15 protein-coding genes are annotated in these 15,554 nt (G+C 67.3%); 8 read left to right on the top strand and 7 right to left on the bottom strand.

Features of this window, described 5'->3' with window-relative positions:
• Positions 1-3: 3 nt before the first annotated feature.
• The 3 genes from LG324_RS05500 to LG324_RS05490 are packed head-to-tail and all read right to left on the bottom strand — an operon-like array spanning position 4 to position 4,695.
• The gene (locus LG324_RS05500; RefSeq protein ID WP_404352374.1) at positions 4-783 is read right to left on the bottom strand and encodes an enoyl-CoA hydratase/isomerase family protein; all 780 of its coding nucleotides are present in this window, start codon (positions 781-783) and stop codon (positions 4-6) included.
• A 1-nt stretch (position 784) separates the two neighbouring features.
• Positions 785-3,202: a xanthine dehydrogenase family protein molybdopterin-binding subunit gene (locus tag LG324_RS05495; RefSeq protein WP_404352372.1), complete on the bottom strand. Its 2,418-nt coding sequence runs from the start codon at positions 3,200-3,202 to the stop codon at positions 785-787.
• Positions 3,199-4,695, bottom strand: a complete 1,497-nt coding sequence (locus LG324_RS05490; protein WP_404352371.1) for a class I adenylate-forming enzyme family protein — start codon at positions 4,693-4,695, stop codon at positions 3,199-3,201. Before LG324_RS05490 ends, LG324_RS05495 begins: the two co-directional genes overlap by 4 nt.
• A 145-nt stretch (positions 4,696-4,840) precedes the next feature.
• On the opposite strand from LG324_RS05490, the gene LG324_RS05485 reads away from it, so the two are divergent.
• Positions 4,841-5,380: a PadR family transcriptional regulator gene (locus LG324_RS05485; protein WP_404352369.1), complete on the top strand. Its 540-nt coding sequence runs from the start codon at positions 4,841-4,843 to the stop codon at positions 5,378-5,380.
• 603 nt (positions 5,381-5,983) lie between these two features.
• Complete coding sequence (locus LG324_RS05480) at positions 5,984-6,205, top strand: hypothetical protein (protein WP_404352368.1); 222 nt, start codon at positions 5,984-5,986, stop codon at positions 6,203-6,205.
• A 66-nt stretch (positions 6,206-6,271) separates the two neighbouring features.
• On the opposite strand, the gene LG324_RS05475 is transcribed toward LG324_RS05480, so the two are convergent.
• The 3 genes from LG324_RS05475 to LG324_RS05465 are packed head-to-tail and all read right to left on the bottom strand — an operon-like array spanning position 6,272 to position 7,757.
• A complete protein-coding gene (locus LG324_RS05475) occupies positions 6,272-6,517 on the bottom strand; it encodes a hypothetical protein (RefSeq protein ID WP_404352367.1) in 246 nt (81 codons plus the stop codon).
• Positions 6,501-6,824 (bottom strand): hypothetical protein, encoded by a 324-nt coding sequence (locus LG324_RS05470; protein WP_404352366.1) that lies wholly within the window; start codon positions 6,822-6,824, stop codon positions 6,501-6,503. Before LG324_RS05470 ends, LG324_RS05475 begins: the two co-directional genes overlap by 17 nt.
• Positions 6,825-6,884: 60 nt before the next feature.
• Positions 6,885-7,757 (bottom strand): tyrosine-type recombinase/integrase, encoded by an 873-nt coding sequence (locus LG324_RS05465; protein ID WP_404352365.1) that lies wholly within the window; start codon positions 7,755-7,757, stop codon positions 6,885-6,887.
• Between the two features lie 688 nt (positions 7,758-8,445).
• Here LG324_RS05465 and LG324_RS05460 point away from each other — a divergent pair.
• The 5 genes from LG324_RS05460 to LG324_RS05440 all read left to right on the top strand — a co-directional run bounded on the left by LG324_RS05460 (position 8,446) and on the right by LG324_RS05440 (position 13,788).
• The gene (locus LG324_RS05460) at positions 8,446-8,673 is read left to right on the top strand and encodes a hypothetical protein (protein WP_404352363.1); all 228 of its coding nucleotides are present in this window, start codon (positions 8,446-8,448) and stop codon (positions 8,671-8,673) included.
• 187 nt (positions 8,674-8,860) lie between these two features.
• Positions 8,861-9,421, top strand: coding sequence for a hypothetical protein (locus LG324_RS05455; RefSeq protein ID WP_404352361.1), 561 nt, complete (start codon positions 8,861-8,863; stop codon positions 9,419-9,421).
• A gap of 444 nt (positions 9,422-9,865) precedes the next feature.
• A complete protein-coding gene (locus LG324_RS05450; protein ID WP_404352359.1) occupies positions 9,866-10,099 on the top strand; it encodes a hypothetical protein in 234 nt (77 codons plus the stop codon).
• 204 nt (positions 10,100-10,303) lie between these two features.
• The gene (locus LG324_RS05445; protein WP_404352358.1) at positions 10,304-13,294 is read left to right on the top strand and encodes an ATP-binding protein; all 2,991 of its coding nucleotides are present in this window, start codon (positions 10,304-10,306) and stop codon (positions 13,292-13,294) included.
• Positions 13,295-13,524: 230 nt separating this feature from the next.
• On the top strand, positions 13,525-13,788 hold the full coding sequence (locus LG324_RS05440; RefSeq protein ID WP_404352357.1) for a hypothetical protein: 264 nt from the start codon (positions 13,525-13,527) through the stop codon (positions 13,786-13,788).
• Positions 13,789-14,039: 251 nt separating this feature from the next.
• On the opposite strand, the gene LG324_RS05435 is transcribed toward LG324_RS05440, so the two are convergent.
• Positions 14,040-14,291 carry a hypothetical protein gene (locus tag LG324_RS05435; RefSeq protein ID WP_404352356.1) on the bottom strand — a complete coding sequence of 84 codons (252 nt, stop codon included), beginning with the start codon at positions 14,289-14,291 and terminating at the stop codon, positions 14,040-14,042.
• Between the two features lie 461 nt (positions 14,292-14,752).
• On the opposite strand from LG324_RS05435, the gene LG324_RS05430 reads away from it, so the two are divergent.
• On the top strand, positions 14,753-15,259 hold the full coding sequence (locus LG324_RS05430; RefSeq protein ID WP_404352355.1) for a DUF6584 family protein: 507 nt from the start codon (positions 14,753-14,755) through the stop codon (positions 15,257-15,259).
• Positions 15,260-15,554: the final 295 nt, after the last annotated feature.

Below are 15,554 nucleotides of genomic sequence, written 5' to 3'. Positions count from 1 at the left end.
GCTTCACCGACCCTGGAACTTCGGCGCGCGCTTCTCCTCGAACGCGGTGACGCCCTCGGCGAAGTCGTGGCTCGCACGCAGCATCGAGTAGGCCTTGCGCTCCAGCTCGATGCCCGTGTAGAGCGGGCCGTCGATGCCCCGGTCGAGGACCTCCTTGGCGGTCCGCAGTGCCATCGGCGAGTAGCCCAGCAGCATGGCGACGACCTCGTCGGTCCGCTTCTCGAGCTCATCGGCATCGGCGCAGTTGTGCGAGGTGAGTCCCCAGTCGAGAGCCTGCTGTCCGGTGATCCGCTCGCCGGTGAGAATGTGGTACTTCGCCCGGGACAGGCCGATCAGGCGAGCCAGTCGCTGCGTGCCACCGCTGCCGGGGATCATGCCGAGCTTCATCTCGGGCAGGGCGAACCGCGACCGGTCGGTGGCGATCCGGATGTCGCAGGCGAGCGCCAGTTCGAGGCCGACGCCGAAGCAGTAGCCGTCGATCGCGGCGATCACGGGCTTGGGGCTGCGAGCGGCCGCGGTCACGTTGTGGCCGAGGTCGGTCAGATCGACCGGATCGACCTCCATGAAGCCGGCGATGTCGCCGCCGGAGGTGAAGTGCTCGCCCTCGGCGCGGATCACGACGACCTTCACGTCACGGTCCGCGTCGATCTCGGCGAAGCGGTCGGCCATCACCTGGCGGGTCTCCCAGGTGATGACGTTGTAGCGGCCGTGCGACAGCGTCAGGTTGGCGACCCTGCCGTCGTGACTGCGGTCGAGCCGGATCTCTCCTCCGGTGAGGGGCATGTCAGGTTCCTTTCGTCTGGTGGAGCAGTTGGTGAAGGACGTTTCCGTGCAGGGGCAGCGAGCTGATCGCGACGCCCTCGGGCGCCAGCGCATCCGCGACGGCGTTGGCTATCGCGACCGGCAGGCTCATCGAGCTGCCCTCGCCGGAGCCCTTGGCTCCGAGTCGGGTGAGCGGCGAGGGCGTGACCACGTGGTCGCTGATCAGGGGGAAGCACGACTCCGCGGAGGTGGGGCACAGGTAGTCCATGAAGGTGCCCGCGGTTGGCTGGCCCGCGTCGGAGTAGGTCATCTCCTCGTACAGCGCTCCGCCGAGGGCTTGCGCGATGGCACCGTGGATCTGGCCATCGAGCAGCGTCTGGTTCAGGATCGTGCCGGCGTCGTGCACGCTCGAGACGTTCTCGACCGAGACCCGCATCGTCTCCGGGTCGATCCGGACGACCACCACCTCGGCCACGAACCCGTAGCAGAGGCTGGAGTTGATCTGGTCCGTCCGCGAGGCCGCCTTCGACTGCGGCGGAGTGAAGGCCGCCTCCTCGTAGAGCCGCGCCGGGACACCCTCGGGCAGCGAGCCCGGGTCCCAGTGCACCAGCCCGGCGGCGTGCCTGAACTCGACCGCCCGGTCCGGATCCTCGATGACGCGTACGCGGCCGTCGGCCAGCTCCAGTGACTCGGGATCGGCTTCGAGCAGCACGCCCGCCGCGAGCTTGATGGTGGCTGCGATGCCGTCGGCGGCCTCGAGCAGGGCACTGGTCAACAACGGGGCGAACCGGGAGGAGTAGCTGCCGGAGCTGATCGTCCACGGGGTGCTGGCGGTGTCCATCTCGACGCGCGTCCGGACCTGCTCGACGGGGAGGCCGAGGTGCCGGGAGACGACGTCGCGGGCCACGGTGGCGTGACCCTGTCCCTGCGGGACCGTGCCGAGAAGCACCGAGACCACTCCCTGCGGGTCGACGCTGATCCGGACGTGCTCGGTCGAGCCCGACTTGCCTCGTTTCGCCGTCCGGTCCTGCACCGGCGTCGCCAGGCCGACGTAGCCGATGTTGGTGGCGGACGGATCGACGATCGTGGCCATGCCGATGCCCATCCACTCCCCGTTCTCGCGGGCGACGGCCTGTTCCTTGCGCAGCCTGTCGTAGTCGACGTTCTCGAGGGCCAGCTCGAAGGCGCGGTGGTAGTCACCGCTGTCGTAGATCCCTCCGCTGGGCGTGGCGTACGGGAACTGGTCCGCGTCGAGCAGGTTTCGGCGGCGTACGTCGGCCGGGTCGAGCCCGAGATCGGCCGCGATGTCGTCGATCAGTCGCTCGAGACCGAAGTAGAGCTGCTGGCCGCCGAACCCCCGGTTGAGCCCGGTCGGTGCCTTGTTCGTGACGACCGCGCGGGCCCGGATCTCGACCTCGTCGATGCGGTAGGCGCCGGTGATGTTGCCGAAGCAGCGGTAGAGCGTGCTGGGCTCGGGAGGACGCAGGTAGGCGCCCACGTTGTCCACCAGGTCGACGCGCAGGGCGCTGATGACACCGTCGGCGTCGACCGCCGCCGAGAACGTCATCAGCCGGTCCGAGCCCGACGAGCTGGCCTGCAGGTGCTCGAGCCGGTCCTCGGTCCAGCGCACCGGCCGGCCGGCGTGCTTGCTGGCGAGAGCCATCAGCGCGATGTAGGGGTAGACGGCCGACTTGATGCCGAAGCTGCCCCCGATGTCGGCCGGGACGATGAGCCGCAGCGACGAGGTCGGGATGCCGAGGCAGCCGGCTACGACCGGAGCCATCGAGAACGGTCCGTGGAAGTTCGACCAGGCGGTCACCTCGGGCCCATCGGCGCGGTCCTGCCAGTCGGCGACGACGGAGTAGCACTCCATCGGCATGGAGGAGTATCGCGGGAACGAGTAGCGGCCCGTCACGGTGTGCGCCGCGCGGTCGAAGGCAGCGTCGACGTCGCCGAACGTGAAGGTGCGATCGGTGGCGACGTTGCTGTCGGCCTGATCGTGCAGCCGGGGTGCGTCCTCCTCGAGCGCCCGGTCCGTCCGTACGACGGCCGGTAGCACCTCGTACTCGATCTCGACGAGCTCCGCGGCGTCCTCGGCGGAGTAGCGGTCCGCGGCAACGACCACCACCACGGGCTCGCCCACGAACCGGGCCTTGTCGGTCGCGGTCGGGTAGTAGGGCGTCGGCGCCTTCACCGACAGTGGGAACGGCCGGAGGGTGGCCAGGACCTCGTCCGGACCGATCACGGCCGCCACGCCGGGGTGGCTGCGCGCGGCGTCGAGGTTCACTGCCTTGATCCGGGCGTGCGCGTGCGGGCTGCGCACCACGGCGACGACGAGGGTGCCGGGCAGCGGGTCCATGTCGTCGAGGAAGCGCCCCTGCCCGGTCAGCAGGGCAGCGTCCTCGATGCGGCTGGGTCCGGTCTTGCTCGGCGTGCTCATCGCGGCGCCGTCCCGGTGGAGTCTGCGAGCGCCGAGAAGTCGCCCGCGGCCAGGTGTCGGCGCAGGGTCTTGCCGACGGCCGACCTGGGGATCCGGTCGACCACGACGATGCGCTTCGGCCGCTTCATCGACGGCAGTCCGGAGGCGCCGCGGGCGTAGGCCTCGACCTTCGCGAGGGTGTGGGCCGGGTCGACGCCGGGCGGCCCGACCACGAAGGCGGTGACCGCGTGCCCCCACTTGTCGTCCGGTGTGCCCACCACGATGACCTCGGCCAGGTCGGGACACCGCGCGAGGGCGTTCTCGATCTCCTCGGGATAGATGTTCTCCCCGCCGGAGTTGATCATGTCGTCGACCCGCCCGGAGACCCAGAGGTCACCGTCCTCGTCGGTGGTGGCCAGGTCGCCGGTGAAGTACCAGCCGTCGCGGATGGACTTCGCGTCGGCGTCCGGGCGGTTCCAGTAGCCAGCGAACGCCTCGGGGCTGTCCATGGAGACCGCGACCTGGCCCTGCTCGCCGTTCGCGACGACCTGGTCGGGGTGGGCGCCGGGTTCGGGATCGACGAGCCGGAGCCTGGAGAAGACCCCGGCACGGCCGGCGCACCCGGGCTTCGCGATGCCGTCGGGGCCGATCGAGAACGTGTAGATCTCGGTGCTGCCGAAGTGGTTCACGAACCGTTCAGGGTTCAGGGTCTCGCCCAGCCCCTCAGCCAGCGTCGGAGTCATCGACGCCCCGGCATACGCGAGCTTGCGCACGGAGGTCGCCTCGCCGAGGCGACCGGTCTGGAGCAGTGACCAGAAGATCGTCGGCACGAGGTAGAGCGCGCCGACCTTCTCCCTGACGATCAGCTCGAGTGAGGCATCGGCGTCGAACTTCGCCTGGGGCACCCAAGTGCCCGCGGCCAGGACGGTGGCCAGCAGGCTGCGCAGACCCATCGTGTGGAAGAGCGGCATCACGCCGAGGGTGACCTCGCCAGGGGCATGTCCGGTCTGCAGCAGGTGGGCGAGCGCCGAGTGGAACTCGGCGGCATGCGTGCGCGGCACCCCCTTGGGACGACCGGTGGTGCCCGAGGTGTAGAGCATCACGCTGGTGTCAGCCTCAGACGGCACAAAGGGCACCGGACCGGAGCGGGCCCGGTCGATCTCGGCCGCCAACGAGACCGTGCCCTTGGGCGCGTCGGCAGCGGCTCCGGCCCACACGACGGTGGGCGGCTGCTCGATGCTCTCCAGCGCCAGCGCGACCAGGGCGTGGGTGGCCTCGTCGACCGCGATCAGCACCGGCGAGCAGTCGGAGATGCAGTACGCGAGCTCTTCGGCGCCGAACCTGGTGGAGAGCGGGAGCGAGGCGATGCCGGCCTTCTGCGCGGCGAGGTGCAGCGTGGCGAGGGGCTCCCCGCCCTGGAGCAGGAAGATCGCTCGCGTCCCGGGACCGGCGCCGAGAGCGCCGAGGGCGTGTGCGACGCGGTCTGTCCGGGCGTCCCATTCGGCGTACGTCATGGGAGCAGGACCGCCGACGGCCCGGCGATGCGGGTAGCGCTCCGTGGTCCATCGGAAGGCGGTGGCAAGATCCATGGCGCGATCCTATCGTCTATTTCATACCGTCTGTTTCAGACGAACTGCATGCTACGGTATGGTTCGGACCATGTCAATGGGGCAGTTGACCACCACCTCCTACGTCGTGCTCGGCATGGTGGCGATGCGCGGGCCGAGCACGTCGTATGACCTCAAACGCGCGGTGAACCATTCGGTCGGCTACTTCTGGCCGTTCCCGCACGCGCAGCTCTACTCCGAGCCGAAGCGGCTCGAAGAGATGGGCCTGCTGGACCTCGAGGTGGAGTCCGGGGGCAGACGGCGGCAGACGTACACGATCACCTCCGAGGGCCGCGACGCACTGAGAGCATGGCTTGCCGAGCCCACCACGGAGCAGCTCCAGGTGCGCGACGTTGCCGAGCTCAAGCTCTTCTTCGGCGAGTTCGCCCGGCCGGACGACGTGCTCAACCTGGCTCGGGAGCAGATCGTCCAGCACCAGGACCGGATCGAGGTCTACGAGTCCATGCAGGCCCGCTTCTCCGAGCGCGAGGACGTCGCCGACCGGATGGTGCCCCTGCAGCTGGGGCTCGAGCTCGAGTACGCCGCACTGAAGTTCTGGCGAAAACTGGAGAAGGAGCGCAGCTCGCATTAGTCGCCGCTGTGCGTCGGGACCTTCGTCGGTGTCGAGGATGTCGAAGCGCGAACGCCAGCTGCTGAACTGGGCTGCGGAGCCTGCGCATCCTCACGATCTCAGCTCAGATCCACCGAAGTTGATCGGCGCGTCTGCGAAGCGCAGAACGAGATGCCTCGCCGACCGCTCGGCCGTCCTGACGTCCCCGCAAGTCGAACCTCAACTGACTACGCCCTTAGTGCCCTGATCCAGCGTCCAGGCTCAAGAGATGTCGCTCGCCGTATGCCCCGTCCGGTTCGTTCGCGGGGACGGCATCTGGCGGCGGATAGACGCAGGTTTGAGCCGGCGGGGCGTGGCCCGGGCTGTTGCACGATGTGGGTATGAGCGACGACTGGATCCGAGTGATCCCAACCTCGCCGTCTTGGCAGCCGGCCCGGGAAGCTGCGGAGTCGGCCGTCGACTACGTGTCTGGCCTGTTCGCTGGTCCTGGCAAGGCGGTGGATGACGTCGAAGCCGAGTTCCACGATCGCACCGCCCTCATCGACTCCGGCGTCAACACGGCTTCCTTCACGTGTGGGGCTTGCTCCACCGTCACCGGCATCGAATGGGTTCTCGACCTGGTCGATGAGCGGTCCGAGGACCTCAGCGATCTGGGTGCACCTGCCGTGTTGTGGCGCGCACGCGAGCCTGAACGATCTCGACTACGACTGGCCGATGGGCTTTGCCCGGTTCGAGATCGGTGTGCTCAACGCCCGCCGGGCGAGGTACGAGCTCGACGAATCGGAGCTCCACGAGGTCGGACGGCTAATGGGCCATCCGGTGCGGCAGGTGCTGGCGCACTACTAACGGAAGCCTCGGCGGAGGAACCGCGCCCGACGGCGACGCCGTCGTCTCGCGGCGAAGAGGGCTACGTCAGGCGGAGCGCTCGCGGTCGAGTCGTTCGAGGATCCAGGAGCGGACGAGCGTTGAGGCGGGGAGGTGTTTCGCGGCTGCGACGCGCTGAACCTCGGCTTCCTCCTCGGCGCTGAGCCGCACCGAGTACACCTTCTGCCGGTTCGGCCGGCGGCCGGTGGTTCCGGCGGGGTAAGCCTCGTCCTTGGTCTGCTCGGACTCCTCCCGGAGCTTCTCGGCCAGTGCTGGGTCAATCGTCTTGGCCATCATCGTCTCCTTGCTGGTAGAGCGTGAGGTCGGCGCCGGTGGCCGGCCAGGCGTTGATGCCGTGCAGGTCGCCGTCGAGGTCGCGGTAGGCGATCACGACGATCACCCGCTCCGCGGATGGGGAGTGGCCGATGAAGCGGGAGGCGCCCATCCGGGACTTCGGGTCGGGTTCGAGCGCGAGGAGGTCGACATCGTCCATGACCTCCTGGGCCCAGCCGGGTTCGATCCCGTCGGCGCCGGGGTAGCGGTCGCCGCGGGAGCGGATGTAGTCGATGGCCTCGGGGTCCCACCGGATCTCCTCGCCCACTGGGCCAGCGTACGTCTTTGCCGGACGATGTACTACGCATTTCGAAGCGAACTGGCCGCATCAGACGCCGGCGACGTAGGCGGTGAGGAAGTGCACGCCGTGCCGGTCGAGGTTGCCGCGGGCGCGGTCGTAGTGCTCGGTGGTGCGGGGGTCGGCGTGGCGGGCGAGGATCTGCGCGTCCCGGAGCGGCACCCCGGCGTCCAGGGCGTTGGTGATCGCGGCGTGCCGCAGCGAGTGCGGGCTGATGTGCCTGGGGATCCCGGCGGCCTTGGCGATCCGGGCGACCATCCGGTACACGTCGCGGCGGTCGATCGGGTTCCCGCTCTGCGGTCGCAGGATTAGCGGGCCGTCGGCGCGCTCCCCGCGGCACGCCTCGAGGACCCGCAGCACCGGGACGGTCACCGGCATCGTGGCCGGCTTGTTGCCCTTGCCGACCAGGCGCAGCACCCGGTGCCCGCGCAGCGTCTCGGCGTAGTCTTCGATCCGCACCGCGGCCGCCTCCGAGGCCCGCAGCGCGTTGATCCCGAGCAGGAACGCCAGCGCGCCGTGGTGGACGGTGATGGTCTGGGAGACCTGCAGGAACCGGATCAGCTCCAGCCGGTCCAGGCCCTGGGTGCGGGACTCGTCACGGTGCACCTTCGGCAGCCGGGCGTACACGGCCGGGTCCGCCGGGACCAGGCCGTCGATGTGCGCGAACCGGAAGAACCCGCGCACCCCGTGCATCATCGTCACCACCGAGGAGTCCATAAGTCCCCGCTCCCCCAGCCCGCGGATGTACAGCTCGACGTGCGCGCGCTGGACCCCGACCAGCGGGTCCAGCCCGTGTCCCTCGCACCACGAGAACCATTCCCGCAGCTGAAAGGCGTACAACCGGTGCGTTCGCCCCGAATAGCGCGCCAGGTAGGACACTGCGGCCAGCTGCGCGGTCGACATGGTGGACGGCTGGAACGGAAGAAGAGCAGTCGGCGCAGACATCAGTCACCTCACGCGGCGACCAGCTTTCGCCCGCACCCGCCCGCCGCGACAGCGGCCGGGCACCCGGACCTCGCGAAGACTAGACCCGACATGTCCCTCTGAACAGCCCCGTCAGGCGGCGAAGAGACGCACATGTCAACGACCAGGACCGAAGACTTCGGAACCTCAGTCGCGTGCGACCTGCAGCAGGGTCTCGTCGAACCACACGTCTTCGTAGTCAGGCGCAATCAAGAACTACCATCCCGGTGGCAGCTCCAGATAAGGCCTCAGGTACTGAGCGATCGGACCCAGATGTTCCAGATGCCTCGGGAGGAAGAAGTCAGCGTCGTCCGAGAGCTCCTCGCCTGCCCAGACGTACCAACCGCACGTGCGGCCCGCCGGCGGGTGACGGAGGCCGTTGACTGGTAGAAGGACGTTACCCACATCGCGAGAGACGCCAAGGGTTTCCCCCGCCAGCACCGGGGAGGGCTTGGCTCCGTACCGGCTGACCACGTCACCAGCACGACCGAGAATCGGCTCGCTCATGACCCGAACCTTAGGCGCGGGTCATGCACGGGCGCGCCGCCGAACTATGTCGGCTTGCGGCGGATAGACGCATCGTCGCCGACCACTCCCGCCGGGTGTCGGGACGACCTACGCTCCGGCCATGGACCCTCTTGATGTCATGCCTGCGGAGTCCCGTTTCGAGGTGATCGCAGCTGTGAGCAAGGCGCTCGAGATGGACCTTGAGGCGGCAGAGCACATCGTGCGCGCCTCGGAACCGATGTGGAACGCGCTGGAAGATGCCGGCGGCTTGGTCGACTCGTGGGGTGGCGGCGAGTTCTGCTACCTCTTTCCGAGGATGTGCGCCGGGCTCAAGGGGCCCGCCACCTGAGCCCTCAGCTTGGGCTTGAGTCCGGGGTGGCGACCATGGCGGCCCGGCAGGCGACGCTGTGCAGCATCCGGCAGCACTGGCTTAGGTCAATCCGTGAGCGAGGGACACGGATCTACATTGGCGGCACCCATGGTTTGCCTCCTACGGGCACAGCGGCCCCCAAGTCGCAGGCACGCGAAGGGGTCACGTGCTCTACGAATTGAAGGCTCGGGCTCTGGATCCGATGATGGTCGAAGGCATGGTCATCGAGGGGAAAGACATGGACTGGTCCATATTGGCTTCTACCGCCTTGGGAGGATTGCTCGCCGGAGTCGGCGGCTTCCTTGGTCAGTGGTGGGCGGAAGGAAGGGCCAACGCTCGCGAGTCTAGGGAAAGGTCCCATGAGCAACAGCTTTGGGCACGAGAACAACAACGCGCTGCCTACGCTGCCTTTAACACCGCTCACCGGCACGTTCACGAGCAGACGCTCGCAGCCCTCGGCAAGCACGATGCGAAACCGATAGAGCTCGACGAACTGCTCGACGCCCTAGACACCGTCGAGATGTTTGGCACAAGGGAGGCGCTCACTAGGGCGCAGTCAGCCAAGCGTGCAATGACGCTGTGGGCACAATCACGGAGCGTGCTTGGCGAAGACTATGAAGCCGTAGGCCAGGCAATGCGTCAGTACCGCCAGCAGGCTCGGGCGGACCTGGGCCTCGCGCCCAGTACCGAACACCCCGACACGCACCTGGTCATCTCGCAGGAGTAGGGCGCGGTGGCGGTCGGCTCGCGGCGGAGTGGGGCAGGTCGCAGGTTCGCGGATCCGTCCGGATCTGCCGATGACCGGACGTCTTATCCGCGTGGCGGGCCGATGCCCGCCCTGCAGCTATGACTCGGCGCGCCGCCGCCCCTCGTATCTCTGGAGCAGTCGGATTGAAGCAACCAGCAAGCCCGCCCAGACAGCCACCCCCGCGAAAACTCCGATACCTATCCCGACTTCTGGATCGCCAGTCGACAGCCACCCAAGCAGGCCACCCGCTGCCGCACCCGTGATCCAGATCGCCCAGGCATAGATGAAACCCGTTCCGTACGTGGTCAGTTCGGTTATGCGAGCGAGGGTTCTGGAGCTTGGTGCGCGCATGGGCCAAGTATGCCCCTCGGCCCTGCGGCTGGACATGCCGATGGGGCGGGTGCCCGTGAGACCCTTTCGATCGTGTCTAACGAACTGCCGCGCGACATCGCTGGCGAGGTAGCCGTCTGGCCAGAGTTCCGCATGGGCGTCAACCGCGTGCGAGTGGAACTCAGCGACGGTCGGACGTTTGGAAATGTCATGGTTGCCGGGGACCGCGTCGTCGGAGTGCTAGGTATGGAGGAAGTTCCGTTCGTGGCGTCCGACGTGGTCGCTGTCACCGACTTCGCCGACGCTCCGCTGCCTCCCGGCTACTGACGAGAAGCGCCCGCACATGCCGCGATGAGGTAGGTCGTCTCGCGGCGAAGTGACGCAACCTGCGTGGAGACCATACTGGTCCCAGTTGCTCTTCTTTCCGCCTCCTTGTAGAGCGCCGTTGCGGTTTGCGGGGTGAAGGCTCATTCGAGGTGACTGGACCCGCTCGTTGTTGACGTGAGGGTTCTGCGGCCCGATAGTCCAAAGATGCCGGGCAAGGGGCCGCTGGTGGGTCGTGACGAGGAGCTCCGTGCAGTCATGGGTGCGCTTGATTCGCGCGCGCCCTTGGTCTTCGTCGCTGGCGACGCGGGTATCGGCAAGTCACGACTGGTGGCCCGTGCGGTTGAGTCCGCACGCGCGGCGGGTTTCACGGTGCTTGTCGGAGGATGCGTTTCTCTCGCCCAGAAACTGCCCTTGCTCCCGTTCGTGCAGGCCCTGAGCGGTATGAGTGAGGAAGATCTTTCGGCGGCCGTGGGTCGCATGCCCGCCCCGTTGGCCGTCGCCGCCAGCGCACTCCTGCAGCGCGATGTGGGCCCACTTTCGGGTCAGGATGCCGGTGAGCAGGCCGTGCTCAGCGAACTGGGGGCCTGGGAGCGGGAGAAGCTCGTGCTCGCGGTAGAGGCACTCTTGAGTCCGCCTGCACGGACTGACGCCACCGTCGTCGTCATCGAGGACGCGCAGTGGGCTGACCCGTTCACATTGGATCTGCTCAGCTACCTGGTGGCAGGACGTAGAACGGGAGCGACGTTCATCGTCACGGTACGGACCGACGAGTGGCCCAGCGCTGACCGGATCCTTGAGGTAATGGCGGAACTGCAACGCTTTGAAGGAGTCTTGACCGTCGAACTAGGACCCTTGTCCGTACCCATGACCGCGGCTCTAGTCTCCGGAGCGTTGGGACGGCTCTTGCCCCAAGAGCTGGTGGACCAGATCGTGGAGCTTTCGGGCGGGAATCCGTTCTTCGCAGAACAGTTGTGCATGAACGCCAAGAACCCAAGTGACGCTGGTTGGTCTGACATGGACCCCGGGAGCCTGTCATCACACTTGGCAGGCTTTCTCTTGACGCGGGTTCGACGAGTTACCGAGCAGGCTCGATGGGCGTTGCTCGTTCTCGGCGTTGCCGGGCTGCCGCTTTCCGAGGAAGAGTTGACGGCCGCCGCGGATCTGGCACCGGGTGTCACAGCAGAGGTGGTCCGTGAGTTGTCAGACGCGGCCTTGGTGGCCGCGGTCGGGCGCGGACGACTTGAGCCCAAGCATGCGCTCCTCGCGGTCGCTGCAGCACAGGCATCCGATCCTCTTACCGTAGCCCGCAGTCACGCAGCGGTAGCTGCGCTCCTGGAGGCCGCCGGCGACAGGGAGCGCGCGGTGGCCGCTGCGGGTCACTGGGCGGCTGCCGGTCGTGATCGTGACGAACTGCGCGCCACGCCTCGCGCAGCGGTGGCCGCCGAAGGTATGGCGGACTTCGCGCTGGCCGCTCGCATGTGGGAACGCGTGTTCCGCCTCGCGCAGCGCTATCCCGATGAGGCGGCTGAGCATGGGCTCTCACCCCTATATAGCGCGGTGGCCGCCCTGCAGTGCCTGGACTGGGCCGGCCAGACGGAGCGTGCGATCGATCTGGCCCACGACGCCCTGACCGTTCTCACGCCGTTGGAGGAGTCGCCCCTCGGAGGGGTCTTTCGCATGTGGGTCGGCCGATTGGAGTCCTTTCGGAATTTGGCCGGTGGCGCGGCCGTCCTGCGCGATGCGGTTCGCGTCCTGTCCCGCTACGAGCCGTCGCCGGCCCTTGCTCTGGCGCTGAGCTACTTGGGCCGAATAGAGGCCCGCCAACGCCGACCCGAGATCGCTCGGGAACTTCTGGAGAACGCGATCTCTGCAGGACACGAGTGCGGCGCCCGGCACGCCGAAGTCGCGGCGGTTGTTTCGCTCGGACATCTCCTTGTTCAAAACGACCGCTTCGAGGAGGCTGTGTCCCGAACTCGGGAACTTGCAACTCGCGCAGACATCGCCGTGGACGCTCGCGCTTATGGCCTCCTGGCGACGTTCGAAAGCGACCTTTTGCTTCGCACTTCGCGATTGGAACAGGGCCGCGATGTCGCTCAGGCCGCGTTCGAGCGGTTGCGGCAGGAAGGCTACGGCCGGACGTTCGACGCATCCGTGCTGCGCTATAACGCCGGAGAAGCAGAACTGGAGATGGGCCGCAGCCGCCACGCGATGGCGCTGGTTGAGGCGGGGACCACCGGCAGAGAGCCGGAGATCCACACCACGGGAGACCACGTGCTGCGCGCTCTCGCGGACCTAAACATCGGTGCGATCGAACACGCCCTGGCACGGATCGAGAGCGTCAGCGCCGTCTCGAGGGCCACCAACTCCGCCGAGGACATCCGACTGACCGGTCAAGCGGCTGCCTTCATCCTTCGCTGGGCAGGCCATCCGGAGCGTGGGCTGGCCGGCGCACTGATCGACCTGGAACTCCTGACGGGAACCGACGAACAGAGCCGAACGAGCGAATTGTTCACCGCCGGCGCTGCCGCAGCGGCCGACAGCGTGGCGATCGCTTACGCCCGAGGCGACGATGAAGGCCGCCGAAGCGCCGAACGCGACCTGCACATTCTGGAAGGCCTCGTCGAAACGTTCGTCCCAAGCCCCTTCACACAGTCACTCGACGGCGGACGCGAGGTGGCGGACGAAGCGCAATGGAAGGCCGAGCTGTCTCGCGCCGCCCTGGCCAGCGACCCGCTCCTGTGGACCGCAGCCGCCGAGCACTGGGAGGCGCAGGCGCGCCCACACCGCGCCGCGTACTGCTGGTGGCGGTGCGCTCAGGCCAAAGTCGCGCTCGGTGTTCCAGTCCCAGAAATCGCTTCAGCGATCCACCGCGCATACGAGCTCTCCGTCGAAATGCAACCCCTCCGCGGCGCCATCATCGAGATTGCGGGGCCAAGCCACATCAGCCTCACCACTCGGCCCGTCGCCGCGCCCCGTCGGACCCTGAGCCCGCCCGTCCCGCTCACCGAGCGTGAACTCGAGGTCCTGAGCCATATTGCCGCCGGCCGATCTAACGGCCAGATTGCCGCTGACCTGTTCATCAGCCCGAAAACCGTCAGCGTCCACGTCTCGAACCTTCTCCGCAAGATCGGTGTCGAGAACCGGGTTCAGGCTGCCGCTTGGGCCGAACAGGTCGGCGTACTCGACAGGGGTTGATTGGCTCCGCCGCAGGCACGAGCTGCGGCTTCCTCCAGCTTGGCTGCGCACGATCGAGGTGCTTGACCGTCCATTGGAAGCAGGGAATGGGAGCGGCGCTCGCCCGCAGGCGGTCGCTGATCTGAGGAGGTTTGAGCGCGCTTCTGAGGTGGTGAGCCGGATGTGGCTGAGGGCCGCTGGGTCCGACCGTGGAGAAGTCGGAACGCCCCACAGCCCATCAGGAGATCGACATGTTCCAGAACCAGCAGCAGAACGCCCAGCGTCGGCAGAACCACCCGGTCCTCACCCTCGCAGCGACAGCCCTCTTCCTCACCGCCCTCACGCTGGGTACCGGCGGCGGACCGGCGGCAGCACGACAGGATGCCGGACCGGCCACCGCACGTGCCGGCGACGGCGGCGAGTGCCTCCTTCAGCGAGTCGACACCCAATACGTCCGGTGCGACGACAACACCGGAAATGGGGTGCCGGCACCTGCATGGGTTCCCGAGCGGTGAGCCGACCCGGCACCATCACGGTGGCCCCGGACCCGATAGGTCCGGGGCCGCTCCCGCTGTCGCGTTCCCGGTCGCCCACGTGCTGTGGCACCTTCAGGTCCATGGATGGACTCGGCCCGGCGGTGAATCGCGTGGGAAGAGCCAAGAAGTCCACTATCAACCGCGCATGAGCTGGGCGACTGGCGGCGGTATGCAGTAGGTCCCGGCGACCGGAGATTCGACCGGAACTGCCGAGATACGGACGGGTCGGTTCAACCTAGGGTCTCGCCGGAATCTGGGTCAGAGATCGACCTAACCTCGCTGGTCAAGAACAAGTGAATGGCGGTTCCATCAACCTCGGGGCTGACGTTGCTGGTGACGTGGGCGTACTCGTCGCCGATGTCGTAGCCCCATGCGATGTTGTACACAGTGATCGTTGCGCCGTTCTCCAAAGTGACGAGCGTTGGAAGCCCATCTCGGTTCACGAGGAGTTCGAGGATGTGGGCGTCGGCGGGCAGCGTCACTGTCTGATCCTTGCATCGGTGTGACAGCTCATGCCGCGAACGCGATAGCCCAGCTCGCGGCGATATGACGCTAAGCCGCGAGGCAGGGGCGCCGCGTCAACCTAGTGTTCGCTGGACCCTTCACCTGCGGACTTCGGCCCGGTATATCCAATGGCTTGGAGGTGCTGCTCGAGGAGCTCGTAGAGCGCGTCGCCCTCCTTCGTTATGAGGTGACGATTCGAGCCATCTGGACGCTTCGCTCGGTAGTGGATCTTGCCGACTTCGCCGGTGTGGCGCCAAGCCACCTCTATCACTGGCTGCGGGAGTCGAGGCATGTCTCCATGCTGGCACGCCGACGCCGAGTTGAGCGGAGTTGTGCGACCACCCCGAGCCCGGTGACGTCCCATCCGCGTGTGAGGGGTAGGCGTTTGAGCCTGTCTCTGGAATCTCGCGGCGGTGTGAGGCACGTCGAGTGAAGACTCATGCCGGGTCAGGTGTGCAGGAGGATTTGCCGGAATGTGCTCGAAGGGGCTCGCCAGTGCGGGCATTCTTGCTGCGTGGATGGGTTGGCGCGGGCTCAGCGAGACCTCGAGGCTGGGGATGCCCGCAAAGCTCGTGACCGGCTGAAGGGGCTTGTCAACACGTATCCGCACGACAACGAGGTACGCGCACTTTTGGCTGAGGCCTACCGGCGCGACCGTCAGTGGCCTGAAGCCGGCCGATGGGGGTACCTCGTCGGGCCTGCGGCGACGGCTGAGGAACGCTCGGCGTTCGAGCGCCACTGCGCGTTTGGCTGGCACACACGAATGACCGAGTCACGACTTCGACGGCTCCTTCGAGTCGATGACTTGACCGCCATCTCCGACGACACAGGGCGTGCGGCTCTAGTGGACCTGCCTCATCGGCGTAGTCCTGATCGCTCTGACGGGCCATTCGCGGCAGTCGCCCGTGCCTTCGCGATCGTGTTCGCCAAGCGGCCCTGGCACTGAACGCCTCGGCGTGGTGACAGGTGACCCAATGCGCGGATCTGCGGTGATCCGGGAGTCGGCTCGCGGCGGTATGCCGCGGGTCGAATTGATCGCACTTGCCGATGTGCGTAGCTAGCTAAGCAGTGAGCCAGGGCCGTTCCGGCTGTGTCCTAGCAGAATGACTCCTAAGCCACCTACGAAAGTCTTACCGAGTTCCAACACTTGGCAGCTCATGCCACTGCGGACCCGTGAGGCAGTTGGGTCGTCCGCGAAAGCCCCTTGCCGCACTGCTGAGCCGCACGATGACCTCCCAATT

Source organism: Phycicoccus jejuensis (assembly GCF_044797865.1).
GTDB lineage: Bacteria > Actinomycetota > Actinomycetes > Actinomycetales > Dermatophilaceae > Phycicoccus > Phycicoccus jejuensis.
Note: the sequence above shows the minus strand (reverse complement) of the source record. Positions and strands in the feature narration are given on the sequence as shown.